This window comes from Streptomyces sp. NPDC055013 (genome assembly GCF_053608645.1).
The window spans coordinates 114,914-139,591 of the sequence record NZ_JBSGVW010000005.1 but is presented as its reverse complement, the minus strand read 5'-3'; the positions used below and the strand labels follow the sequence as shown (position 1 = coordinate 139,591).

Sequence of the window (24,678 nt, the reverse complement as noted above, 5' to 3'; positions counted from 1 at the left end):
ATCACGAGGAGCCGCCTGATGTCCGACTTCGTACCCGGACTCGAGGGAGTAGTCGCGTTCGAGACGGAGATCGCCGAACCGGATAAGGAGGGCGGCGCTCTGCGGTACCGGGGCGTCGACATCGAGGACCTGGTCGGCCATGTCTCGTTCGGCAACGTCTGGGGGCTGCTCGTCGATGGTGCCTTCCGGCCCGGTCTGCCGCCCGCCGAGCCGTTCCCGATTCCCGTGCACTCCGGCGACATCCGCGTCGACGTCCAGTCCGCGCTCGCCATGCTGGCCCCGGTGTGGGGGCTGAAGCCTCTCCTGGACATCGGTGAGGAGCAGGCCCGGGACGACTTGGCCCGAGCCGCCGTCACGGCCCTCTCCTACGTCGCCCAGTCCGCGCGCGGTCAGGGCCTGCCCATGGTGCCGCAGCGCGAGATCGACAAGGCGCAGTCCGTCGTCGAGCGCTTCATGATCCGCTGGCGCGGCGAGCCCGACCCCAAGCACGTGGCCGCGGTCGACGCGTACTGGACGTCCGCCGCCGAGCACGGCATGAACGCCTCCACCTTCACGGCCCGCGTGATCGCGTCGACCGGCGCCGATGTGGCCGCCGCGCTCTCCGGTGCCGTGGGAGCCATGTCCGGCCCGCTGCACGGCGGTGCCCCGTCCCGGGTCCTGCACATGATCGAGGAGATCGAGCGCACCGGCGACGCCGAGGCGTATGTGAAGCAGACCCTCGACAAGGGCGAACGCCTGATGGGCTTCGGCCACCGCGTCTACCGCGCCGAGGACCCCCGCGCGCGGGTGCTGCGCCGCACCGCCCGGGAGCTGGGCGCGCCCCGCTTCGAGGTCGCCGAGGCTTTGGAGAAGGCCGCCCTGGAGGAGCTGCACAATCGGCGCCCGGACCGGGTCCTGGCCACCAACGTGGAGTTCTGGGCCGCGATCATGCTGGACTTCGCGGAGGTCCCGGCACACATGTTCACGTCCATGTTCACCTGCGCCCGTACGGCGGGCTGGTCGGCGCACATCCTGGAGCAGAAGCGCACCGGCCGCCTCGTGCGCCCGTCCGCGCGCTATATCGGCCCGGGCCCGCGCGACCCGCGCGCGGTCGAGGGCTACGCCGACATCGCGCACTGAGCCGCGCATCGGTCCAGGCACCGATCCATGCACTGATCCACTGATCCCGAACGGGCGTCACGCGGAGCCGATCAGCTCCGCGTGATGCCGCTCGGCCGCCGGGGATGCCGGCATTCGGCATACGGACCGTGACTGATCCACTCCGCCAGTATGCTGGGGCGGCTGCGGCGCCTTCCACCATCACCCTTTCCCACGGGGTGAGTTCATGCCTGCGGCGATCGAGACGTCCCACGGCATGAGGATGAGACAGGTGCTGATAGCGGGCCGTTACCGGCTGAGCGAGTCGATCGGGCGCGGTGGGATGGGGGAGGTCTGGCGGGCCCACGACGAGACGCTCGGCCGGGCCGTGGCCGTCAAGCTCCTGCTGCCCCAGGACTCCGATCCCACCGCCACCTCCCGGTTCCGTCTCGAGGCGCAGACGGCGGCGCGGATCGCCCATCCGAACGTGGTCGGCGTCCGGGACTTCGGCGAGCACGAGAACCGGCTCTACCTGGTGATGGAGCTCGTCGAGGGGGACAGTCTCGCGCGGGTGGCGTCGCAGTTCGGCGCCCTGCCCGCCGAACGCGTCGCCCGCATCGCCGCCCAGGCCGCCGCGGGGCTGGCCGCCGCGCACCGGCAGGGCATCGTCCACCGGGACATCAAGCCCGGCAATCTGCTCCTGGACGCCGACGGCACCCTCAAGATCGGCGACTTCGGGATCGCCCGCTTCCTCGACGACCCCGGCGCTGCGCTGACCGCCACCGGGCAGATCGTGGGCACGAGCCTCTATCTCGCCCCCGAGCGGGCGCTGGGGAAGCCGGCGGGCCCGGCCTCCGACGTCTACGCGCTGGGCTGTGTGCTCTACCAACTCCTCACCGGACGCCCGCCGTTCCACGCCGACACGGCCGTCGCGATCCTTCACCAGCATCTGGACGCCGTGCCCGTACCGCCCCGTGAACTGGGCGTCCCGGGGCTTCCGCCCGCCTTCGAGAGCTACCTCCTCGGCCTGCTCGCCAAGGATCCCGAGCACCGGCCCGCCGCCCAGCAGGCCGCCGACTGGTTCGCCGACGGTGCCTGGTTGGGACGCCCCGAGCCACTGCCCGACGCCACGTCACCGTCCCGGCCTGCGGTCGCGTCGGCGGCGGCCGCCGCGTCGCAGGTGGGCGACACCAGCAGTCCGACCACGTACATGCTGCCCTCCGCCCAAGGGCCGGCCTCCACCGGACGATCGGGATCCCGGTCCCGGTCCCGGTCGCAATCCCGTTCCCGGTCCGCCTCCCGGGCAGCGAGCCCTGCGCGGCCCGGGTCCCTCGCGCTCCTCGTGCGCCGGCCGCGGGTTGCGGCCACGGCGGCCGCGGCGGTGCTCTTCGCGGCCGCGATGCTCCTGGGCATGCTGTGGTTCTCGCCCGACGACACCGCGACGGAGGGCACGAACTCCGAGGCCCCGCCGAGCCCGCCCGCCTCCGCATCCACATCCCCTCCGGTCTCGACCCCGTCCCCGGCCGCCTCCCCGATCCCGGCGGCGGAGACGGGCAGACCCCTTGCCGAAGAGCAGGAAGAGCAGGAAGAGCCGGACGGGGCGAGGCGGGAGGAAGGGAAGCAGGAGCAGCAGGAGCGGGAGCGGGCCAGACAGGAGCAGGAAAGGCTGGAGCAGGCCGAGCGCGAGCAGCAGGAGCTGGAACAGCAGCAGCGCGAAGTGCCGCAGGACGACGACGGTGGCGACGACGACGGGAGCGGCGACGACTGACGGGCGGCGGGGCGCCTCAGCCCAGCGCCTCCTCCAGCAGCACCGCCCACTGCGTCACCACGCGGTCGCGGCGGGCCGCGTCGTCGGTGAGGAGGTTGGCGAGGCCCAGGCCGCGGGCCATGTCGAGGAGGCCCTGGACGGTCTCCCGTACGCCGGGGCGGGCTTCGTCCGCGCCCAGCAGGTCAACGGCTATCCGATGGGTCTCGCGGCCGACTCGGGCCTCCAGCTCCGTGACCCGCGGCCGTAGCTGATCCTCGTTGGAGGCGGCCACCCACAGGTGCAGGGCCGCGCGGAACAAGGGGCCCGTGTAGAGGTCCACGAGGGCGGAGACGACCGCGCGCCGGTCGCCCGCCGCGCCCTGCGGGAACAGGGCGCGCAGGGCCGTCGAGCGTTCCTCGGCGACGTACTCGACCGCCGCCGTGAAGAGGTCCTCGCGGGTCGGGAAGTGGTGCTGGGCGGCGCCCCGGGAGACACCCGCGCGTTCGGCGACGACGGAGACCGTGGAGCCCGCCCAGCCGTGTTCGGCGAGGCAGGCCACGGCGGCTTCCAGGAGACGTTGCCGGGTGGCGCGGCTGCGGTCCTGCTTCGGAACGCGGTCGGCGCGGTCCGCGCGGTCGCCGACTGTGGTCACACCACCCATGCGGGATCCCGTCTTTCGAGGAAGGCCGTCATCCCCTCACGGGCCTGGGCGGAGGAGAACAGCCGGGCCGAGAGCGCGGTGAGGTCCGCCGCGTCCCGGTCGAAGGCTTCCAGCACCTTAGCCGTGAGCAGCGCTTTCGTCTCGGCCAGGGCCTGGGGGGAGGCCCGGCGCAGCCCGTCCAGGAGGGGGGTCAGTGCCTCGTCGACGTCCTCGCCCGCCGTGGTCAGGAGGCCGATGCGGGCCGCCTCCGGCGCCGTGAAGCGTTCGCCGGTGAGGTAGTAGCGGGCCAGGGCGCGGGGGTCCGTGCGGGGCAGGAGGGGCAGCGAGATCACCGCGGGGGCGACGCCGATGTGGACCTCCGTGAAGGCGAAGGTGGCCTGCGCGGAGGCGGCCGAGATGTCGCAGGCCGCCAGCAGGCCCAGGCCGCCCGCGCGGACGTGGCCGGTGACACGGGCGACGACGGGTTTGGGCAGTTCGACGATCTGCCTCAGCAGCGCCACCAGCCCGTCCGGCGGCGGCGGGTCGCGCAGGTCCGCTCCCGCGCTGAACGTGTTGCCGGTGTGGGTGAGGACGATCGCGCGTACGTCGGCGTCCTTGGCGCAGTCCGTCAGCGCGTCGGTCAGCTCGCCCACGAGGGCCGCCGAGAGCGCGTTGCGGTTGTGCGGGGAGTCGAGGGTGAGGGTCTCGACGCCCCGCGCGCGTGTACGGACGATCAGCGTCACATGTCCTCCCTGAGTGCCCGCAGTTCGCGGCGCAGGATCTTGCCGGAGGCGGCCCTCGGGACGCCGTCTATGAAGGTGACCTGGCGGACGCGCTTGTAGGGGGCGACCTGTTCGGCGACGTACATCATGACCTCCCCTTCGGAGAGGTCGGTGGCGGTCGGCTGGCGGACGACGTACGCGCGCGGGACCTCGTTGCCGTCGTCGTTGTAGACGCCGATGACCGCCGCGTCGGCGATGCCGGGGTGGGTGAGCAGGAGGGCCTCCAGTTCGGCGGGGGCCACCTGGAAGCCCTTGTACTTGATGAGTTCCTTGACGCGGTCCACGACGAACAGCCAGCCGTTCTCGTCCGCGTGGCCCACGTCGCCGGTGTGCAGCCAGCCGTCGGTGTCGATCATCGCGGCGGTGGCGTCGGGGCGGCCGAGGTAGCCCTTCATGACCTGGGGGCCGCGGATGAGGATCTCGCCGGACTCGCCGGCGCCGAGGTCCTTGTCGGGGTCGTCGAGGGAGACGATGCGCATCTCGGTGCCGGCGATGAGCTTGCCGACGGTTCCGGCGGGCGCGTCGTGCATGGCGGCCAGGGGGACGACGTGGGTGCCGGGGGACAGTTCCGTCATGCCGTACGCCTGGCCGACCGGCGGCAGGCCGAGACGCTGCGAGCAGGCGGCCGCGAGCTTCGCGTCCAGGGGTGCGGCGGCGCTGACGATGTACTTCAGCGACGACAGGTCGTAACTCGCGACCAGGGGGTGCTTGGCGAGGGCCAGCACGATGGGCGGGGCCACGTACAGGCCGGTGATGCGGTGGTTCTGGATGGCTGCGAGGAAGGTCTCCAGGTCGAAGCGGGGCAGCACGACGACCGTCGCGCCCAGCCTCAGGGGCGCGTTCATCAGGGCGGTCAGGCCGTAGATGTGGAAGAAGGGCAGCACGGCGAGGATGCGGTCGCCGGGGCCGGCGGATATGGCGGGTTCGAGCTGGGCGAGGTTGGTGGCGATCTGGCGGTGCGTGAGCATCACGCCCTTGGGGATGCCGGTGGTGCCGGAGGAGTACGGCAGGGCCGCGACGTCCTCCGCCGGGTCGACGTCGACCTGCGGTTCGGGCGCGGCGGACGCCAGCATGTCGATGAGCGACCGGTGTCCGGGCGCGCTGTCGCACACGAAGATCTCCTGCACGCCGCCCGCGAGTTCGGCGGCCCGGCGTGCCGTCTCCAGCAGCGGTGAGACGGTGACGATCCAGCGGGCCGCCGAGTCCTTCAGCTGCTTGGCGAACTCCTCGGGCGTGGCGAGCGGGTGCACGGTCGTGACGGAGGCACCCGCGCGCGTGGCGGCGTAGAACGCGGTCGGGAAGGCGACCGTGTTGGGGCTGTGCAGGGCGAGGACATCGCCCTTGCGGACGCCCGCCTCGGCCAGGCCGGCGGCCACGCGCCGGTGGAAGCGGTCGAGTTGCCCGTACGTGAGGGTGGTGCCGTCCGTGCCGTCGATGAGCGCGGGTGCGTCACCGAACTCGGCCGCCCGGCCCAGTACGAAATCGTGGATGGGGAGTGCTACGGCCGGGACGTCTGCGTACTCGCTGCGGAACACGGTTCCTCCTCGCGACACGGTGCCGACAGGGTGCCCCGTCAGTACGACTTGGGCAGGCCCAGGGTCTGGTGGGAGACGTAGTTGAGAATCATCTCCCGGCTCACCGGAGCAATACGAGACACGCGCGCCGCGGTTATCAACGAGGCGAGGCCGAATTCGCGGGTGAGCCCGTTTCCGCCGAGGGTGTGCACGGCCTGGTCGACGGCCTTCACGCAGGCCTCCCCGGCCGCGTACTTGGCCATGTTGGCGGCCTCGCCCGCGCCGACGTCGTCGCCCGCGTCGTACAGGTAAGCCGCCTTCTGCATCATCAGGCGGGCCAGTTCGAGGTCGATGTGTGCCTGGGCGAGGGGGTGCGCGATGGCCTGGTGGGCACCGATGGGGGCCTTCCAGACGGTGCGGTCGCGCGCGTACTCGACGGCACGCGCGAGGGCGTACCGGCCCATGCCGATCGCGAAGGCGGCCGTCATGATGCGTTCGGGGTTGAGGCCGGCGAAGAGCTGGAGCAGGCCCGCGTCCTCGTCGCCGACCAGGGCGTCGGCGGGGAGCCTTACGTCGTCGAGGGTCAGCTCGAACTGCTTCTCCGCGGCGTTGAGTTCCATGTCGATCTGTCGGCGTGTGAAGCCTTCGGCGTCGCGCGGGACGATGAACAGGCAGGGCTTGAGGTTGCCGGTGCGGGCGTCCTCGGTGCGGCCGACGATGAGGGTCGCGTCCGCGATGTCGACGCCGGAGATGAAGACCTTGCGGCCGGTGAGGAGCCAGTCGGCGCCGTCGCGGTGGGCCGTGGTCGTGATGCGGTGGCTGTTGGAGCCGGCGTCCGGCTCGGTGATGCCGAAGGCCATGGTGCGGGTGCCGTCGGCGAGGCCGGGGAGCCACTCCTGTTTTTGGGCTTCCGTGCCGAAGCGGGCGATGACCGTGCCGCAGATGGCGGGCGACACGACCATCATCAGCAAGGGGCATCCCGCGGCGCCCAGTTCTTCGAGGACGATGGAGAGTTCGGCGATGCCGCCGCCTCCGCCGCCGTGTGCCTCCGGCAGGTTGACGCCGAGGTAGCCGAGCTTGGCTGCTTCGGACCAGAGCTGTTCTCGGTCGTAGGTGCGGCCGTGGCGTTTGCCGAGGGCGGCTACCGCCGATCGGAGGGCCTTGTGTTCCTCGGTTTCGATCGTGGCCATGTGACTCCTTCGTCGTGGCTGATCGCGCAGTTCCCCGCGCCCCTAGGTTTCTTGCACTACCGCCAGCAATGAGCCGACCGTTACCTGCTGGCCGGGTACTACATGCAAGGCGCTCAGCGTGCCTGTGGCCGGCGCGGTGATCTTGTGTTCCATCTTCATCGCCTCCAGCCACAGCAGAGGCTGTCCGGCCTCCACGGCCGTCCCCTCGGTCAGGCCGTCGGCGACGCGTACGACCGTTCCCGGCATCGGCGCCAGGAGGGAACCGGGTGCGTGCTGGGCCGTCGGGTCGGGGAAGCGGGGCAGGGCGGTGAGGCGGGTGGCGTTGACGTGGATCTCGTCGCCGTACCGGGCGACTTCGAAGTTCCTGCGTACGCCGTCCACTTCGAGTACGACCAGGGCGGCGTCGGCGTGTACGACGCGCACCCCGTCCGCCTCCAGGCCCGCGCGGGTGTGGCGGTAGTGGACCTCGATCTCCTCGCCGGCCGCCTCGTAGCGCTTGGTCTGCGGCCGTGAGGGCACGTTGCGCCAGCCGCCGAAGCGGGAGCGGCCGTGGGCGTCGGCGAGGGCGGCGGCCAGGGCGGCGTGCGGGTCGGGGGCCGGCTCGGTGAGGTCGGTGAGGTGGCGGTCGTAGAAGCCGGTGTCCATGCGGGCGGACGTGAACTCCTCGTGGCGCAGGGAGCGTACGAGGAGGTCCCGGTTGGTGACCGGGCCGTGCAGCGTCGCCCGGTCCAGAGCGCCGGCGAGCTTGCGGACCGCCTCCGCGCGCGTGGGTGCGTGGGCGACGAGCTTGGCGAGCATGGGGTCGTAGTGGACGCCGATGTCGTCGCCGTCGGTGAAGCCGGTGTCCAGCCGGACGCTGCCGGGTACGGCGAACCGGTGCAGGGTGCCGGTCTGCGGGGCCCAGTCGCGGGCCGGGTCCTCGGCGTAGAGGCGGGCTTCGACGGCGTGGCCACGCGCGCGGGGCGGGTCGTCGGCGAGGGCGTGGCCTTCGGCGACGCGGACCTGTTCGGCGACCAGGTCGATGCCGAAGACGGCTTCCGTCACGGGATGCTCGACCTGGAGGCGGGTGTTCATCTCCAGGAAGTGGGCCTTGTCGCCGGCCACCAGGAACTCGACCGTGCCGGCGCCGACGTAGTCGACCGCGCGGGCGGCGCGTACGGCCAGCGCGTGCAGTTCGTCGGTGAGCTGCGCGGACAGTCCGGGCGCCGGGGACTCCTCGATCACCTTCTGGTGGCGGCGCTGCAGGGAGCAGTCCCGGGTGCCGAGGGCCCAGACCGTGCCGTGGGTGTCGGCGAGGACCTGGACCTCGACGTGACGGCCGTTCTCGACGTACGGCTCGACGAAGACCTCACCGTCACCGAAGGCGCTCGCGGCCTCGGAGCGAGCGCTCTCCAGGGCGGCGCTCAGGTCCTCCAGGCGGCGCACGATCCGCATGCCGCGCCCTCCGCCGCCCGCGGCCGCCTTCACCAGGACGGGGAGATCGGCCTCGGTGACCTCCCCCAGGGGGGCCAGCCCCATCAGCTCCTTCGCCCGCGTCTTGGACGCCATCGCCTCGATGGCCTCCGGCGGCGGGCCGATCCAGACCAGTCCCGCGTCGAGGACGGCGCGTGCGAAGCCGGCGTTCTCGGAGAGGAAGCCGTAGCCGGGGTGCACGGCGTCCGCGCCGGACGCCACGGCCGCCTTCACGATCAGTCCGGCGTCCAGATACGTGTCGGCCGGCGCCGCTCCCGGCAGCCGTACGGCCGTGTCGGCCATGCGCGCGTGGAGGGCGTTCGCGTCGGCGTCCGAGTACACGGCCACCGTCCGGATTCCCGACTCGCGGCAGCTGCGGAAGACGCGGCAGGCGATCTCGCCCCGGTTCGCCACCAGAACAGAAGTAATCATTGCCTCACATCCGGAAGACGCCGAAGCCACCGCGTGCGCCCTCGTAGGGGGCCGTGTGGATGGCGGACAGGCACATACCGAGGACGGTGCGGGTGTCGCGCGGATCGATGACGCCGTCGTCGTACAGCCGTCCCGACAGGAACATCGGCAGCGACTCCGACTCGATCTGCTGCTCCACCATGGCGCGCAGCGCGGCGTCCCCCTCCTCGTCGTACGGCTGCCCCTTGGCGGCCGCGGACTGCCGGGCGACGATCGACAGCACGCCGGCGAGCTGCTGGGGGCCCATGACGGCCGACTTGGCGCTGGGCCAGGCGAACAGGAAGCGGGGGTCGTAGGCGCGGCCGCACATGCCGTAGTGGCCGGCACCGTAGGACGCGCCCATGAGGACGGAGAGATGGGGCACGCGGCTGTTGCTGACCGCGTTGATCATCATCGCGCCGTGCTTGATGATGCCGCCCTGCTCGTACTGGCTGCCCACCATGTAGCCGGTGGTGTTGTGCAGGAAGAGAAGAGGGATGTCGCGCTGGTTGGCCAGTTGGATGAACTGGGCCGCCTTCTGGGACTCCTCGCTGAACAGGACCCCCTGGGCGTTCGCCAGCACGCCGATCGGATAGCCGTGCAGGGCCGCCCAGCCGGTGGTCAGGCTCGTGCCGTACATCGGCTTGAACTCGTCGAAGTCGGAGGCGTCGACGATCCGGGCGATGACCTCGCGCGGGTCGAAGGGGGTCTTGAGGTCGCCGGGGACGATGCCGAGGAGTTCGTCGGCCGAGTACTTGGGTGGTTCGGCGGGGCCCGGATCGCCGTACGCCTTGCGGTGATTGAGCCGGGCGACCACGCGTCGCGCCTGCCTCAGCGCGTCCGGTTCGTCGACTGCGAAGTAGTCCGCGAGGCCCGACACGCGCGCGTGCATCTCCGCGCCGCCCAGCGACTCGTCGTCGCTCTCCTCGCCGGTCGCCATCTTCACCAGGGGCGGGCCGCCGAGGAACACCTTGGCGCGTTCCTTGACCATGATCACGTGGTCGGACATGCCGGGGACGTACGCGCCGCCCGCCGTCGAGTTGCCGAAGACGACCGCGACGGTGGGGATCCCGGCCGCCGACAGCCTCGTCAGGTCCCGGAAGATGGCGCCTCCGGGGATGAAGATCTCCTTCTGGGACGGCAGGTCGGCGCCGCCCGACTCGACGAGGTTGACCACGGGCAGCCGGTTGGCGAGGGCGATGTCGTTCGCCCGTAGGGCCTTCTTCAGCGACCAGGGATTGCTCGCCCCGCCGCGCACGGTCGGGTCGTTGGCGGTGATCAGGCACTCCACGCCCTCGACGGTGCCGATGCCGGTGACGAGGGAGGCGCCGACGGCGTAGTCGCTGCCCCAGGCGGCCAGCGGGGACAGCTCCAGGAAGGGCGTGTCGGGGTCGAGGAGCAGCTCGATGCGCTCGCGGGCGAGCAGCTTGCCGCGCCCCCGATGCCGCTCGACGTACTTGGGGCCGCCGCCGGCGAGGGCCTTGGCGTGTTCGGTTTCGAGGTCGGCGAGCTTGGCGAGCATGGTCTCGCGGTGGGCCCGGTGGTCGGGGCCGTTGGTGTCCAGGGTGGAGGGCAGGACGGTCACAGCAGACTCTCCGGGATGTCCAGGTGACGGGAGCGCAGCCATTCGCCGAGGGCCTTGGCCTGCGGGTCGAAGCGGTGCTGGGCGGCGACGCCCTCGCCGAGGATGCCCTCGACGACGAAGTTGAGGGCGCGGAGGTTGGGGAGCGTGTGCCGGGTGACCTTCAGCTCACGGCTCTCGGGAACGAGCTCCTGGAACCGCTCGACCGTGAGCTCGTGCGCGAGCCAGCGCCAGGCGTCGTCCGTCCGCACCCACACACCGATGTTGGCGTTCCCGCCCTTGTCGCCGCTCCGGGCGCCGGCGACGAGGCCGAGCGGGGCGCGACGGGTCGGCTCCGCGGCAAGTGGCGTCTCGGGCAGCGGTGGTTGCGGCGCTTCCTCCAGTACGAGGGTGTCGTGGGCCGGCGGCACGGGGATACGGCGGCCGTCGTGGAGGACGGCCACATGGTCGACGCCGCCATGGGGGACGTACACATCCTCGAAGACCCCATACGGGGTGCCCTTTCCCGGTGGCGACAGCACATGGAAGCCGGGGTAGCTGGCGAGCGCCAGTTCCACGGCGGCTCCGCTCAGCACCCGGCCGACCTTCTCCTGGTCCTGGTCCCGGACGACCAGCCGGAGCAGCGCGCTCGCGGTCTCCTCGGTCGAGGCGTCGGGCCGGTCGGTGCGGACGAGCTCCCAACGGACGTCGGCGGGACGTGACTTGGCGAACGCCTCGCTCATCTGCCGCCGCACAAGAGCGGCCTTCGCCTCGATCTCCAGTCCGGTCAGCACGAAGACGACCTCGCTGCGGAAGCCGCCGAGGCGATTGAGGCCGACCTTGAGGGTCGGGGGCGGGGCCTCACCCCGTACGCCGTCTATACGGACGCGGTCGGGGCCGTCCTGGGTGAGGCGTACGGTGTCCAGCCGGGCGGTGACGTCCGGTCCCGCGTACCGGGCGCCGCCCGTCTCGTACAGCAGCTGGGCCGTCACCGTGCCGACGTCCACGAGGCCGCCGGTGCCGGGATGCTTGGTGATGACGCAGCTGCCGTCCTCGTGGAGCTCGGCGAGCGGGAAGCCGGGGCGGGTGGCGCCGGCCTCGTCGAAGAAGGCGTAGTTGCCGCCGGTCGCCTGCGCCCCGCACTCCAGCACATGTCCGGCGACGACGGCACCCGCGAGCCGGTCGTGGTCGCCGGGGCCCCACCCGAAGCGGGCGACCGCGGGCCCGGTGACCAGGGCCGCGTCCGTCACCCGCCCGGTCACCACCACGTCGGCGCCCTCGCCAAGACAGGCCGCGATGCCGAAGCCCCCGAGGTAGGCGTGGGCGGCGAGGCTGTCCGGATACCGGTCCCTGAGGTCGTCTCCCTCGACATGGGCGACGCGTACGGGGATGCCGAGCCGGCCGGCCAACTTCCTCACGGCGTCGGCGAGTCCGGCCGGATTGAGCCCGCCCGCGTTGGCGACGATCCGGACGCCCCGCTCGTGCGCGAGCCCCAGGCACTCCTCCAGCTGGCGCAGGAAGGTGCGGGCGTATCCGGCGCCGGGGTCCTTCAGCCGGTCCCGGCCGAGGATCAGCATGGTCAGTTCGGCGAGGTAGTCGCCGGTGAGGACGTCCAGTTCGCCGCCGGTGAGCATCTCGCGCATGGCGTCGAAGCGGTCGCCGTAGAAGCCGGAGGCGTTGCCGATGCGCAGGACCGGCCCGGCCGGTGGCGAGGTCACTGGGCCGCCCCCTTGGGTGCGCGGCCCGCGCCGGGCGGACCCGCGAAGACCTGGGCGATGTCGAACCAGCGGTCGGCGTCGGGGCCTTCGGCGCGCAGGTCGAGGTCGCGGCGGTGGGCGCGCTGGGTGACCAGGAGGCAGAAGTCGAGGGCGGGGCCGGTGACGCGCTGCGAAGCGTCTTCGGGGCCGTATGCCCACACCGCACCGGAGGGCGCGAGGAGTTCGACACGGAAGGGGTCGGGAGGCGCCGGGAGCCCGTGCACGCCGAAGGCGAAGTCGCGGGTCCGTACCCCGATCCACACCACATGTCTGAGCCGGTCGGTGGGGGTACGCACCACACCCAGCGCTTCGGCGACATCCAGACCGTGGGCCCAGGTCTCCATGAGCCGGGCTGTGGCCATGGAGGCGGCGGACATAGGAGGGCCGTACCAGGGGAATTTGGTGCCGTGCGGTGCCTCGCGCAGCGCCGTGTCGAGGGCGGCCCGCCCTTCCCGCCAGCGCGCCAGCAGCTCGGCGGGCGGCAGCGCGGCGCCCTCGTCCGCGCCTTCGTCGACGAACGACCCCGGCGTCACCAGCGCCTTCTCCACCAGCGTGTGGAACGCGTCCACGTCGGTCACGGCCAGCAGTGCCGAGTGGTCCGTCCAGGCGAGGTGCGCGATCTGGTGGGCGACGCTCCAGCCGGGCGCCGGAGTCGCGAGCGCCCACTGCTCGGGGCGCAACTCGGCTACCAGCCGGTCGAGTTCCTCGCTCTCCTCGCGCAGATCGTCGAACACGGGCGTCGGATCGGACACGGGGCGCTCCCCTCGGGGCACGGCGGTGTGCGTGGGTGGTGCGGCGGTGTGCGTGGTGCGGCGTGGTGAGGAGCATGGCAGCGCTCACGAAAACAAGCAAGCATGCTTGCATTAATTGAGAAGTGTTCACCGGGGGAAGGGTGTCCGTGCGGTGTGCGATCAATACACTCGGCCGTCGCGCGTGTTGCTTCAGCAACGCATCGCTCACACCTCGGGGGAATCACAAGTATGAGCAACTGGAATCCGGGCGGGCAGCCACCCTTCAACCCACAGGGCCGGCAGCCGCCCCCGCCGCCGCCGGCCGGAGGGTATCCGCCCCACGTCCCGCACCCTTACGCTCCGCAGCCCAACGCGCCGTACCCGTACCCGCCGCAGCCCCACGCGCCGTACCCGTATCCGCCGTATCCGTACCTGCCGACCGCCCCGCCCGGGCCCCTCACGCGGCTGTGGCGGCGGATCGGTCCCGTCCCCGTCGCGCGCAGGGTGTTCAAGCCGTCCAGGCCGGGCATCGTCCAGGATCCGGTCGTGGCCCGCATGCAGCGGATCCGCACCTTGGTGGGACTGGCCGCGGTGGTGTGGATGTCGGTCACCTACAAGATCGCCGACTCGGTCCGGGTCGCCGACTCGGTGGGCAACGTCGCGAGCGACCGTCTGAACCAGTCCTGGATCAGCGTTCTGGTGCTCTGCGTGACCTTCCCGGTCGTCGTGGGTGTCCTGCTCGCCCTGGCCGCCGCCTCGGCCCGGCGGGAGCTGCTGCGTCGGGCGGCGAAGTGCTTCGGCGCGATGGTCGCCCTCGTGGCCGCGGTGTTCGTGTTCCCGGCCTCCGTGCTCACGGGCTTCGTCGAGGGCCGTTTCGCGACCAACCTGGTGATGACCGTCCTCACCTACACCGGCATCCTGCTCACCTTCGTGTGGGTGCTGCCCTTCGTCATCGCGGGCATCGGCCTGGCCCTCCTCCACGTGTTCCGCACCGCCGACATCCACGAGACGATGCCGCCGCTGCTGGCCATGACGCTGGTCTGGGAGATGGCCCTGATCGACCTCTTCACGGGCGCCTACACGGGCGTGCCGGTAGCCGTCCGGATCGCGTTCATGCTGGGCGCCCCCGTCTCGGTGACGGCGGTGGGCCTGTGGGAACTCCACCGACTGCGCACCCGGCACGGCATCGGCCTGCAGGGACTGCTGATGCGCCAGGGCCAGGACCCGGCGTGACGGTCGGGCCGCAAGCCGGCCCGGGGGACCGAGGGGCGCCGAGCCGCGACCCCGCCTAAACCCTTCTCTCCCGGGGGCACTTCCCTCACCACGCTGGCGCCCGCACGGCGCCCATGCACCCCGCCCCACCCCAGCGACGGCCACCGGCATACGGGAACTGCACCGACCGCGCACCCAACACGGCATCGGCTGCAGGGACCACCGATGCGCCACGGCCACGACCCGGCGTGACGACGGGGCCGCCAGCCGGCCCGGACGGCTGAGGGTCACGGGGTCGCGACCCCGCCCCACCCTTCTCCGCCGGGGCACCCTCCCCCACCGCACCGCCACCCGGACCGCACCCGTGCACCCCGCCCCACCCCAGCGACGGCCACCGGCATACGGGAACTGCACCAACCGCGCACCCAACACGGCATCGGCTGCAGGGACCGCCGATGCGCCACGGCCACAACCCGGCGTGACGACGGGGCCGCAAGCCGGCCCGGACGACGAACGGCCGCCGTGTAGCCCTTCTCCGCCGAAGCCCTCCCCAGCCGCGCCAGCGCCCGCACCCCACCCATGCGCGCCGTCCCCTCTCAGCCACAGTCGTCGGGACTGCTGATGCGCCGAGGCCAAGGACAGACATGACGGCCAAGCCTCAAGCGGGCCCGGGCCACGAACGGCCGACGTGTGGCCCTTCGTCGCCGCTGCCTTCCCCAGCCGCGCCAGCGCCCGCACCACACCCATGCACCCCGCCCCCTCTCAGGCACGGCCGTCGGGGACTGCCGATGCGTCGAGGCCAGGGGCAGACGTGACGGCCAGCCTCAAGCGGGCCCGGAAGGTGAAGGGCCGACGCGTCGCGACCCCGTCTAGACCTTCTCCGCCGGTGCTTTCCCTCGCCGCACCTGCGTCCGTACCGCGCCCATGCTTGCCGCGATGACCAGGGCGATGGCCAGGGCCTGCAGGGCGGAGAGGGACTGGTTGAGGATGAGGAAGCCGGCGGCGGCGGCGACGGCCGGTTCCAGGCTCATCAGGATGGCGAAGGTCGCTGCGGGGAGGCGGCGCAGGGCGAGGAGTTCGAGGGTGTAGGGGAGGACCGAGGAGAGGATCGCCACGGCTGCGCCCAGGCCGATGGTCACGGGATCGAGGAGCTTCGTGCCCGATTCGGCGAGGCCCAGGGGGAGGAACAGTACGGCTCCCACCGCCATCGCCAGCGCCAGGCCGTCGGCCTGGGGGAAGCGTCGGCCCGTGCGGGCGCTGAAGATGATGTAGGCCGCCCACATGGCGCCCGCAGCCAGGGCAAAGGCGACACCTACGGGATCGAGGCTGCCGAAGCCTCCGCCGCCGAGGAGGAAGACCCCGGCGAGGGCGAGTGCGGCCCAGACGACGTTGACCGCCCGGCGCGAGGACAGCACGGACAGGGCGAGCGGGCCGAGCACCTCGAGGGTGACCGCGGGGCCCAGCGGGATGCGGGCGACCGACTGGTAGAAGAGGCCGTTCATCGCGGCCATCGTGATGCCGAAGACCACCACCGTGCCCCAGTCCGTGCGGGAGTGGCCGCGCAGCCGTGGGCGGCAGATCAGCAGCAGGACGACCGCCGCGACCAGCAGCCGCAGCGCCACCACACCGAGCGCCCCGGCCCGCGGCATCAGGCTCACCGCCAGGGCGCCGCCGAACTGCACGGAGATCCCGCCGGCGAGCACCAGCCCGACGGGCCCGAAGGAGCCCCAGCGGCGCGGGCCGCCGGCCGTCGGCTCGGGGACGGCCCGGCCGCGGGTCGGCGAGGACGTGGCGGCTGCGGCGGCGACGGCTGCGGCATCAGGGGTACTCACGGGCGTTCCAGTGCTCTGCTCGGGGGGCTGGGTTCTGTTCAGCGGGCTGTACTGTCCAGTCCAAGGTAGTGGACATCGTCAGGTGTGTGAACCTGTTATGCCACTGTCCCAGAGTGTGGACGGGCTGGCTCCGCCGACCCCGCGCGAGCTACCGCCGGGCCATGTACAGATCCAGCGCCTTGTGCAGCAGCCGGTTGAGCGGGAAGTCCCACTCCCCCAGGTACTCGACGGCCTCACCGCCCGCCCCCACCTTGAACCGCAGCAGACCCAGCAGATGGTTGGACTCCTCCAGGGTGTCCGTGATGCCGCGGAAGTCGTAGACGGCGGCGCCGAGCTCGTGGGCGTCGGACATCATGCGCCACTGCATGGCGTTGTTGGGCTGGACCTCGCGCTTGTGGCTGGTGGAGGCGCCGTAGGAGTACCAGATGTGGTCGCCGACGGTGAGCATGGTGGCGGCGGCGAGGGTGTCGCCGTCGTGATGGGCGAGGTAGAGCCGCATCCGGTCGGGGTGCTCGGCGGTGAGCGCGGTCCACATGCGCTGGAAGTAGGGCAGGGGGCGCGGGATGAAACGGTCGCGCTCGGCGGTCTCGGCGTAGAGCTCGTAGAAGGCGGGCAGGTCCTCGTAGCCGCCGCGCACGACCTTCACCCCGGCCTTCTCGGCCTTCTTGATGTTGCGCCGCCACTGCTGGTTGAGGCCGCGGTGGAGGTCGTCCAACGACCGCCCGGCGAACGGCACCTGGCACACGTACCGCGGCTGCCCGGCCGCGAAGCCCTCCTCACCGCCCGGCTCGGTCTGCCGCCAGCCGGACCGCCGCAGCCGTTCGGCGATGTCGAGGGCGTCCTGTTCGTACGACGTCGGCTCCGCGTCGCGCAGCCGCACGGCGGCCGGGTCGGCGATGGCCGCCTTCACCGCCTCGGTGGTCCAGCGGCGCACGACGACGGGCGGGCCCATCTTGACCGAGAAGGCGCCCTGCCGCTTGAGGTGGGCGAGCAGCGGTTCGAGCCAGCGCTCGCACAGGTCGGGGGCGTACCAGTCGACGAGCGGGCCCTCGGGGAGGTAGGCGAGGTACTTCCTCAGCTTCGGCAGCGGGCGGTAGAGCACGAGCCCGGCCCCCACCTGCCGTCCCTCCTCGTCGAACCATCCCAGGCTCTCCGCCCGCCAGTCCGGCTTCACATCTCCCCAGGACGGGACCTGCATATGGCTCGCGGACGGGCGGGCCGCGACGAACGCGAGATGGTCGTCGCGGGAGATGGACTGAACGCGGAGGGCCATGTCCGGGCTCCCTGTGGGCGGCAGTATCGGTGTCCGGCCAGCGTATGCAGCCGTCCCCGGCCCCGCGCGCCCAGCGCGGCGCGGCACGTGCGGGCCGCCACACTCCCGCGTCCAGCCCAGGAGGCCGACCTACCGGCACCACCGCCCCCGGCCGGAGAGCACCCGCGGTCCCGGCCGGAGCGCACCCAACTCCCCGGAACACCCGCCCCCGCCCCCACGCCCAGCACGCACACCGACCCGGACGAGCCCTCAGGCTCCCGCCTCCAGCCCAGGACGCCGACCTACCAGGAGCACCGCCCCCGGCCGGAGAGCACCCGCCGCCCACGGGCCCGAGCGGACTCACTCCCGCCGGGTCACCCGTCCGCGTCCAACCTCTCCGCCAGCACCTCCGCCAGATGCCGCCCCGGCACACCCGCCAGCTGCTCCAACTGCGTCCGGCAGGAGAACCCGTCCGCCAGCACCACGGCGTCCTCCCCCGCTCCCCGCACGGCCGGCAGCAAGCGCTCCTCCGCACACGCCACCGACACGTCGAAGTGCCCCTTCTCGAAGCCGAAGTTGCCCGCGAGTCCGCAGCAGCCGCCGCTCAGGTCCCCGGCGAGCCCGGCGGCCTCGCGCAGCCGGCGGTCGGCCGCGTCGCCCAGGACCGCGTGCTGATGGCAGTGCGTCTGTCCGACCGCCGGCCGGTCCACGCGGGGCGGCGTCCAGTCGGGAGCATGGCGCTCCAGCGTCTCCGCGAAGGTCAGGACGCGGTCGGCGAGGAGGCGGGCCCGTGGGTCGTCGTGGAGGAGCTCCGGGAGGTCCGCGCGCAGGGCGGCGGCACAGCTGGGTTCGAGGACCACGACCGGGGCGTCCGTCGTCAGCACCGGCTCCATGAGGTCGAGCGTGCGCCGCAGCACCGCGCGGGCGCGGTCGAGCTGCCCGGTCGAGAGGTACGTCAACCCGCAGCAGACCCGCTCCCGGCCCCGTAGGAGGGACACCGGATCCAGCGCCACGGTCACCTCCGCACCGCCGCTCCCGGGCGGCGTCCGCAGCCGTACCGTCGGCGGCAGCGCCACCCGCAGCCCGGCCGCCTCCAGCACGCGTACGGCCGACCGGCCCACGGACGGCGCGAGGTGCTCGGTGAAGGTGTCCGGCCACAGGATGACCAGGTCGCCGTCCGAGCCGGCGTGAGGCTTCTCCCGCCGTTCCCACCACCGGCTGAACGTCCGCGCCGCCAGCCGCGGAATCCCCCGCTCGGGAGCGATCCCGCCGAGCCGTTTCGCCACCCACGCCAACGGCCGTACGGCGGCCAGGGCGTTGACCGGCGCCGCGGTACGCGTGCGTGCCACGACGCGCAGCCACTGGGGCAGCCGCCCCATGCTGTGGTGCGCGGCGGGGCGGCGCCGTCCTTCGTAGTGGTGGTGCAGGAACTCCGCCTTGTACGTGGCCATGTCGACCTCGACCGGACAGTCGGACCGGCACCCCTTGCAGGCCAGGCACAGATCGAGCGCGTCCCGCACCTCCGTCGAGCGCCACCCGTCGGTCACCAGTTCCCCGGCGAGCATCTCGTGCAGCAGCCGGGCGCGCCCGCGCGTGGAGTGCTCTTCGGCGCCGGTGGCCCTGAAGGACGGGCACATGACCGCGGGGCCGGTCGCCGACGTCGTACGGCACTTGGCGACCCCGACACACCGCCGTACGGCCGCCGAGAAGTCCCCGCCGTCGGCCGGGTAACCGAAGGCGACGTCCACGGGCTTGCCCGGCAGTACGGAGAAGCGCAGGTTGGAGTCGAGGGGGGCGGGGCGCACCAGCATCCCCGGGTTGAGCAGATCATCCGGGTCCCACACCCCCTTGGCCCGCTCGAAGAGCGCGACCATCTCCGCCCCGTACATCTTCGGCAGCAGCTCGGCGCGTGCCTGCCCGTCGCCGTGCTCCCCCGACAGTGAGCCCCCGTGCGCCACGACGACCTCGGCGAGTTCCTCCGAGAAGCGCCGGAAGCGACCGACGCCGGCCTCGGTCAGCAGGTCGAAGTCGATACGGACGTGGATGCAGCCGTCCCCGAAGTGCCCGTACGGCGTGCCGTGCAGCCCGTGCGCGGTCAGCAGCGCGCGGAAGTCCCGCAGGTACGCCCCGAGGCGCTCGGGCGGCACCGCACAGTCCTCCCAGCCGGGCCAGGCCTCCCTGCCGTCCGGCATCCGGGTCGCCGTGCCGCTCGCGTCCTCCCGGATGCGCCACAGGGCCCGCTGCCCGGCCGGATCGGTGACGACGACCGCGTCGACGACATCGGCGGCCCGCACGATCCCCTCCGCACGCGCGCGTGCCTCGCTCTCCGACTCGCCGCCCGTCTCCACGAACAGCCAGGCCCCGCCCCGCGGCAGTACGGCGGAGGCCGACTCCGGGACCAGGTCCCGCGCCATGCCCTCCACGGTCAGCGGCCCGTACGGCAGCAACCCGGCGGCCGCTTCCGCGGCGGCGCTCTCGTCGGGGTACGCCAGCACGGAGAGCGCACGCGCGCGGGGCGCCTCCACCAGCCGTACGACCGCCTCGGTGAGGATCCCGAGGGTGCCCTCGCTCCCGCAGAAGGAACGGGCGACGTCGGCGCCCTTCTCGGGCAGCAGGGCGTCGAGCGCGTATCCGGAGATACGGCGGGGCAGTTCGGGGAAGCCGGTCCGCAGCCGGGTCAGGTCCCCCTCCACCAGCTCCCGCAGCCCCTGCGGCGCGCCGGCCCACCCCTGCCCGAGCCGCAGCCGCTCCCCACGCCCGCTGATCACGTCCAGCTCCCGCACGCTGTCCGCCGTCGTCCCCCATGCCACCGAGTGCGAGCCGCAGGAGTTGTTGCCGATCATTCCGCCGAGCGTGCAGCGGCTGTGGGTGGAGGGGTCGGGGCCGAAGCGGAGCCCGTGCGGGGCGGCGGCGTCCTGGAGCCGGTCGAGGACGAGGCCGGGCTGGACGACGGCGGTACGGGTGTCCGCGTCCAGGGACACGAGCCGGTTCATGTGGCGGGTGAAGTCCAGCACGACACCGGTGCCGGTGGCCTGTCCCGCGATCGAGGTACCTCCGCCGCGTGCCACGACCGGCACCCTGTGGTCCCGGCACACCTCCAGCACGGCGGCGACGTCGTCGGCGTCATGTGGCGCCACCACACCCAGCGGGACGCGTCGGTAGTTGGACGCGTCCATGGTCGTCAACGCCCGGGAGGTGACATCGAACCCGACCTCGCCCCGGACGACGATACGCAGCGCAGCTTCGAGATCCGTCATCCCTCCAGCAAACCAGCCGCCGTCCGGCATTCCAGCCCGTCCGGCGTTTGAGGACGAGGCCGTTCAGGCCGAAGCGGGGGTCTGGGGGCGGCAGCCCCCAGGTCAGACGCCCGCTGAAACGCCGTCTCACCCGACGGACGAGGTTTCACCAAGGTTTCCCGAAACAGCTACGCTCCCCCCGTGGCTGAGATCCAGATTCCCGCTGACATCAAGCCCGCCGACGGACGTTTCGGCGCGGGCCCCTCCAAGGTGCGGACGGAAGCGCTGGACGCGCTGGCCGCCACCGGAACCTCTCTGCTCGGCACCTCCCACCGCCAGGCCCCGGTCAAGAACCTGGTCGGCCAGGTGCGCGAGGGCATCAGCGAGCTCTTCCAGCTCCCCGACGGCTACGAGGTCGTCCTCGGCAACGGCGGCTCGACCGCCTTCTGGGACATCGCGACGCACGGCCTGATCGAGAACAAGTCGCAGCACCTCACCTTCGGCGAGTTCAGCTCCAAGTTCGCCAAGGCCGCCAAGCTCGCTCCCTGGCTCGCCGAGCCGGACGTCATCTCCGCCGACCCCGGCACGCACCCGGAGCCGGTCGCCGCGGCGGGCGTCGACGTCTACGCCTTCACCCACAACGAGACCTCGACCGGCGTCGCCATGCCGATCAAGCGCGTGGCGGGTGCCGACGAGGGCTCGCTGGTCCTGGTCGACGCCACCTCCGGCGCCGGCGGCCTCCCGGTGGACGTGTCCGAGACGGACGTCTACTACTTCGCCCCGCAGAAGTCCTTCGCCTCCGACGGCGGCCTGTGGATCGGCGTCTTCTCCCCGGCCGCGATCGAGCGCGCAGAGCGCGTCCACGCCTCCGGCCGCCACATCCCGGAGTTCTTCTCGCTGCCCACGGCGATCGACAACTCCCGCAAGAACCAGACGTACAACACCCCGGCCCTCGCCACCCTCTTCATGCTCAACCAGCAGCTGGAGTGGATCAACGGCCAGGGCGGCCTTGACTGGGCCGTCCGCCGCACCGCCACCTCCGCCCGCACCCTGTACGGCTGGGCCGAGGACATCAAGTACGCCAACCCGTTCGTCACCGACCCGGCCAAGCGCTCGGCGGTCATCGGCACGATCGACTTCACGGACGAGGTCGACGCCGCAGCCGTCGCCAAGGTCCTGCGCGCCAACGGCATCGTCGACACCGAGCCCTACCGCAAGCTCGGCCGCAACCAGCTCCGCGTCGCGATGTTCCCGGCGATCGACCCGGCGGACGTCGAGGCCCTGACGAAGTGCGTCGACTACGTCATCGAGAAGCTGTAGTCGTTCTCCTACGACGACGAAGGGCGCCCGGCGAACACCGGGCGCCCTTCGTCGTACTCAGGCCGCGCCGAGCTCGCCGAACAGGCGGAAGGTGAGGGCGTCGACCGGACGAGCGGCGGTCTCGGTCTCCTCGCCGAAGGTGTTCACCATCATCACCACCGCCGTGCCGCTCTGCCGGCTGAACGCGGCACAGGTGCTGAATCCGCCGGTGCCGCCGTTGTGCCAGGTCATGGTGCGGCCGTCGGGCAGCCGGCTCAGGTGCCAGCCGAGCCCGAGCCGCAGGTTCCGGTCGACCGTGAACCGGGGCCGCTGGGTCAGTTCGATGGCGTCCCGCAACGGCGAGCGCTCGGGCCGGAGTTGGGAGCGCAGGAAGCGCACCATGTCGTCAGCGGTGCTGTACATCGACGTCCCGGCCGCGCTCAGAACCCGGTCGTGCCAGTCAGGAACGGGCTCTCCCTCGAGATGCCCGACAGCCTTGCGGGACGCCATGTCCGGCCGCAGGGTCGTCGTCGTGTCCACCATCCCGAGCGGCGCCGCCACCCGGTGCCGCAGCATCGAGTCGACGTCGTCGAAGGCCAGCGCCTGGCCGAGCAGACCGAACCCCAGGTTCGAGTACGCGTGGACCGCACCCGGCTCGGTGCTCAGCTCCGTGCTGCGCAGTCCGGTGGCCAGGTCGTCGAGCGTGTAGTGCGCGTATGGGTCGTACGGATCCGCTTCCGCGAGCAGGTTCGGCGGCAGGGAGGGCAGACCGGAGGTGTGGGTCGCCAGATGGGCCAGGGTGATCCGCCGAGCCCCCTTGCGCGGGATCGGGAACCGGGCGGGCAGCACGAGCGGCGCGTCCAGGCGGGCCGCGTCCGTGCCCACGGCGCGCGCGAGTGCCGTGGCGGTGAGCGTCTTGGCGATGGAGCCGAGTTGGAACACCGTCCTGCCGTCCGGCGCCGGCCGCCCCGCCGCTGCGCCCGCGCCCTCGACGTGTGTGCGCCGCCCCTGGATGACGCCGCAGATCACACTCGGACTGCCGGCGGACAGCGCCTGGTTCAGGTACCGCCTGACGAGCTCGGGCAGTGCGTCGTCGGCGGCTGCGGCGTTACCGGGCAGCAGCGACGCGCCTGCCGCCGTCGTCGCCACGCCAAGGAACTTCCTTCGGTCCATGGATTGCTCCCCCGTTGAGATCACCAGTCGTTTCCACGAGATTACGTCATTACGTAATCCCAATTCAAGCGCGATGATCCGGACGACGAAGGGCACCCGGCCATCACCGAGCGCCCTTCTCGCATGCGGCCACCTCCCCTATGCGGCCGTACAGTTCACGCTCGGCACACCCCCGCCCCCGGGCGCGCCCGCGAACCCGAAGCTCGCCGAACCGCCCGCCGGGACCGCCCCGTTGTGGACGGCATTGGACGCCGTCACGGTCGCCCCGGTCTGGGTGTACGTCGCGTTCCACATGGAGGTCACCCGCTGGGATCCGCCCCAGGTCCAGGTCACCTTCCAGGAGTTGGCCGGCGCCGTGCCCGTGTTGGTGACCTTCACCTCGGCGTTGAAGCCGCCACCCCAGTCGCTGCTGACGGTGTAGACGGCGCTGCAGGCGGCCGTGCCTCCGCCGGGGTCGGGATCCGGGTCCGGGTCGGGGTCGCCCCCGCCGCCCGGGAATCCCGGTGCCTTGATGCTCGCCAGGTAGCCGTCCTTCACGGTGTCCACCGTCTGCCAGTCGTCCTTCAGGATCCCGCCCGTGTCACCGGAGTTGGGGTTCCAGGACCAGAACGTCCAGTGAAAGGCGTCCGCGCCGTACGTCGACGTCGACCGCAGGTACGTCACCAGCGCGGCCAGCCACTTCTGGTCCACCGGCGACTGGAGGGTCGTACCGAACTCGCCGAGCCACACCGGGGCGATGTTCTGCTTGAAGATGTAGCCCCAGTACCTGTCCCAGACGTCCGGCATGTTCCCGGGGAACGACGGGTCGCTGAACCAGGGCTGCTGGGCCACGCTGGTTGCGTAGTCGTGGGCCGAGTACACGAGCCGGTTCGGGACGTCCAGCTGGACCGGGTACCGGGCCACGCCCATCAGGTTGCCGCCCCACCAGCCGCTGACACCCTCGTACGACTGGACACCCTCGACCATGATCAGCAGCTGCGGGTTGGCGGACAGGACGGCGTTCCCGGCCCGTTGGGCCGCAAGGCGCCAGTCCCTGGTCGTGTCGCCGCAGCCCCAGCAGGCGGGGTCGTGCGGCTCGTTGTGCAGGTCGACGCCGACGACGGTCGGGTTGCCGGCGTAACGCGCCGCCAGCGCCTTCAGGTTGGCGATCCACGTCGACTCGGGCACGGACGCCGTGTACCAGAGCGCCGACTGGCCGGCCGCGTCGGGACGATGCCGGTCGAGGACGATCTTCAGGCCGGCCTGACCCGCGTACGCCACGATCCGGTCCAGGACCTGCAGGGACGAAAGCCCCTGGAGGTCGGCGTTCTTGCCGTCGGCGAAGTTGATGCTGTCCGGCATGGTGCCGGGCTTGAGGATGTCGTCGCTGAAGGGCAGGCGCAGGGTGTTGTAGCCCAGCGACCTCATCTGGTCGAGCATGCTCTTGTAGTCGCGCGTCCACAGGCCGTGGACGACGTGGTTGCCGGTCTCGAAGCCGAACCAGTTGATCCCGGCGATACGGACCGGCTGCCCGGCCGCGTCCAGGATCTGCCGGCCGCTGGTGTGCCAGTAGCCGGCGCCGGCCTCGGCGGTCACCGAAGCACCCGCCGAACCCGCCGCACCGGCCGACTGCACACCGGCGCCCAGCGGTAACAGCAGAGCCACCGCGGCAGCGCACAGCGCTCTTCGCAAGCTGCGGAACATGTCCCTTGTTCCTCTCGGGAAGGCGCGGTCCCGGAACGGTTGGGAGCGCTCCCACGCACCGCGCACCTCCCAGGAAACTAACGCGCCATG

The 24,678-nt window shown here is 72.1% G+C and carries 17 protein-coding genes; 4 read left to right on the top strand and 13 right to left on the bottom strand.

From position 1 onward, the window contains the following. Positions 1–18: 18 nt before the first annotated feature. Both ACWGDB_RS08725 and ACWGDB_RS08720 read left to right on the top strand, forming a co-directional pair. Positions 19–1,119, top strand: a complete 1,101-nt coding sequence (locus ACWGDB_RS08725; RefSeq protein WP_453821768.1) for a citrate synthase 2 — start codon at positions 19–21, stop codon at positions 1,117–1,119. A gap of 301 nt (positions 1,120–1,420) precedes the next feature. Continuing rightward, a complete protein-coding gene (locus tag ACWGDB_RS08720) occupies positions 1,421–2,845 on the top strand; it encodes a serine/threonine-protein kinase (RefSeq protein ID WP_453821948.1) in 1,425 nt (474 codons plus the stop codon). Between the two features lie 16 nt (positions 2,846–2,861). On the opposite strand, the gene ACWGDB_RS08715 is transcribed toward ACWGDB_RS08720, so the two are convergent. Genes ACWGDB_RS08715 through ACWGDB_RS08680 form a run of 8 tightly spaced genes read right to left on the bottom strand, consistent with a single transcriptional unit; the run spans position 2,862 to position 12,922 of the window. Further along, entirely contained in the window at positions 2,862–3,485 is a 624-nt protein-coding gene (locus tag ACWGDB_RS08715; RefSeq protein ID WP_383626909.1) for a TetR/AcrR family transcriptional regulator, read from the bottom strand. Continuing rightward, complete coding sequence (locus tag ACWGDB_RS08710) at positions 3,473–4,207, bottom strand: enoyl-CoA hydratase family protein (RefSeq protein ID WP_453821767.1); 735 nt, start codon at positions 4,205–4,207, stop codon at positions 3,473–3,475. The genes ACWGDB_RS08715 and ACWGDB_RS08710 overlap by 13 nt, the downstream gene beginning before the upstream one ends. Beyond that, positions 4,204–5,781, bottom strand: a complete 1,578-nt coding sequence (locus tag ACWGDB_RS08705; protein WP_453821766.1) for a 4-coumarate--CoA ligase family protein — start codon at positions 5,779–5,781, stop codon at positions 4,204–4,206. The genes ACWGDB_RS08710 and ACWGDB_RS08705 overlap by 4 nt, the downstream gene beginning before the upstream one ends. Positions 5,782–5,819: 38 nt before the next feature. Then, positions 5,820–6,950, bottom strand: a complete 1,131-nt coding sequence (locus ACWGDB_RS08700) for an acyl-CoA dehydrogenase family protein (protein WP_453821765.1) — start codon at positions 6,948–6,950, stop codon at positions 5,820–5,822. A gap of 42 nt (positions 6,951–6,992) precedes the next feature. Further along, positions 6,993–8,834, bottom strand: a complete 1,842-nt coding sequence (locus ACWGDB_RS08695; RefSeq protein ID WP_453821764.1) for an ATP-binding protein — start codon at positions 8,832–8,834, stop codon at positions 6,993–6,995. Positions 8,835–8,838: 4 nt separating this feature from the next. After that, the gene (locus ACWGDB_RS08690) at positions 8,839–10,437 is read right to left on the bottom strand and encodes an acyl-CoA carboxylase subunit beta (protein ID WP_453821763.1); all 1,599 of its coding nucleotides are present in this window, start codon (positions 10,435–10,437) and stop codon (positions 8,839–8,841) included. Next, positions 10,434–12,131, bottom strand: a complete 1,698-nt coding sequence (locus ACWGDB_RS08685; RefSeq protein ID WP_453821762.1) for an acyclic terpene utilization AtuA family protein — start codon at positions 12,129–12,131, stop codon at positions 10,434–10,436. The genes ACWGDB_RS08690 and ACWGDB_RS08685 overlap by 4 nt, the downstream gene beginning before the upstream one ends. Continuing rightward, positions 12,128–12,922, bottom strand: coding sequence for a TIGR03084 family metal-binding protein (locus ACWGDB_RS08680; RefSeq protein ID WP_453821761.1), 795 nt, complete (start codon positions 12,920–12,922; stop codon positions 12,128–12,130). Before ACWGDB_RS08680 ends, ACWGDB_RS08685 begins: the two co-directional genes overlap by 4 nt. Positions 12,923–13,150: 228 nt before the next feature. Between ACWGDB_RS08680 and ACWGDB_RS08675 the strand changes: the two genes are divergently transcribed. Further along, entirely contained in the window at positions 13,151–14,134 is a 984-nt protein-coding gene (locus ACWGDB_RS08675; RefSeq protein ID WP_453821760.1) for a hypothetical protein, read from the top strand. Between the two features lie 848 nt (positions 14,135–14,982). Here the strand turns inward: ACWGDB_RS08675 and ACWGDB_RS08670 are convergent. The 3 genes from ACWGDB_RS08670 to ACWGDB_RS08660 form a co-directional block, all read right to left on the bottom strand. Continuing rightward, positions 14,983–15,945: an EamA family transporter gene (locus tag ACWGDB_RS08670; RefSeq protein ID WP_453821759.1), complete on the bottom strand. Its 963-nt coding sequence runs from the start codon at positions 15,943–15,945 to the stop codon at positions 14,983–14,985. A gap of 148 nt (positions 15,946–16,093) precedes the next feature. Next, positions 16,094–17,218 carry a lipid II:glycine glycyltransferase FemX gene (locus ACWGDB_RS08665; RefSeq protein WP_453821758.1) on the bottom strand — a complete coding sequence of 375 codons (1,125 nt, stop codon included), beginning with the start codon at positions 17,216–17,218 and terminating at the stop codon, positions 16,094–16,096. A gap of 353 nt (positions 17,219–17,571) precedes the next feature. Next, entirely contained in the window at positions 17,572–20,454 is a 2,883-nt protein-coding gene (locus tag ACWGDB_RS08660) for an FAD-binding and (Fe-S)-binding domain-containing protein (protein ID WP_453821757.1), read from the bottom strand. Between the two features lie 180 nt (positions 20,455–20,634). Here ACWGDB_RS08660 and serC point away from each other — a divergent pair, with 180 nt between their 5' ends. Next, positions 20,635–21,753 carry a phosphoserine transaminase gene (gene serC / locus ACWGDB_RS08655; RefSeq protein WP_453821756.1) on the top strand — a complete coding sequence of 373 codons (1,119 nt, stop codon included), beginning with the start codon at positions 20,635–20,637 and terminating at the stop codon, positions 21,751–21,753. Between the two features lie 57 nt (positions 21,754–21,810). Here serC and ACWGDB_RS08650 read toward each other — a convergent pair whose 3' ends face one another. Together ACWGDB_RS08650 and ACWGDB_RS08645 are read right to left on the bottom strand one after the other, a co-directional pair. Continuing rightward, the gene (locus tag ACWGDB_RS08650; protein WP_453821755.1) at positions 21,811–22,905 is read right to left on the bottom strand and encodes a serine hydrolase domain-containing protein; all 1,095 of its coding nucleotides are present in this window, start codon (positions 22,903–22,905) and stop codon (positions 21,811–21,813) included. Positions 22,906–23,043: 138 nt separating this feature from the next. Further along, complete coding sequence (locus tag ACWGDB_RS08645) at positions 23,044–24,588, bottom strand: cellulase family glycosylhydrolase (RefSeq protein ID WP_453821754.1); 1,545 nt, start codon at positions 24,586–24,588, stop codon at positions 23,044–23,046. Between the last annotated feature and the right edge of the window lie 90 nt (positions 24,589–24,678).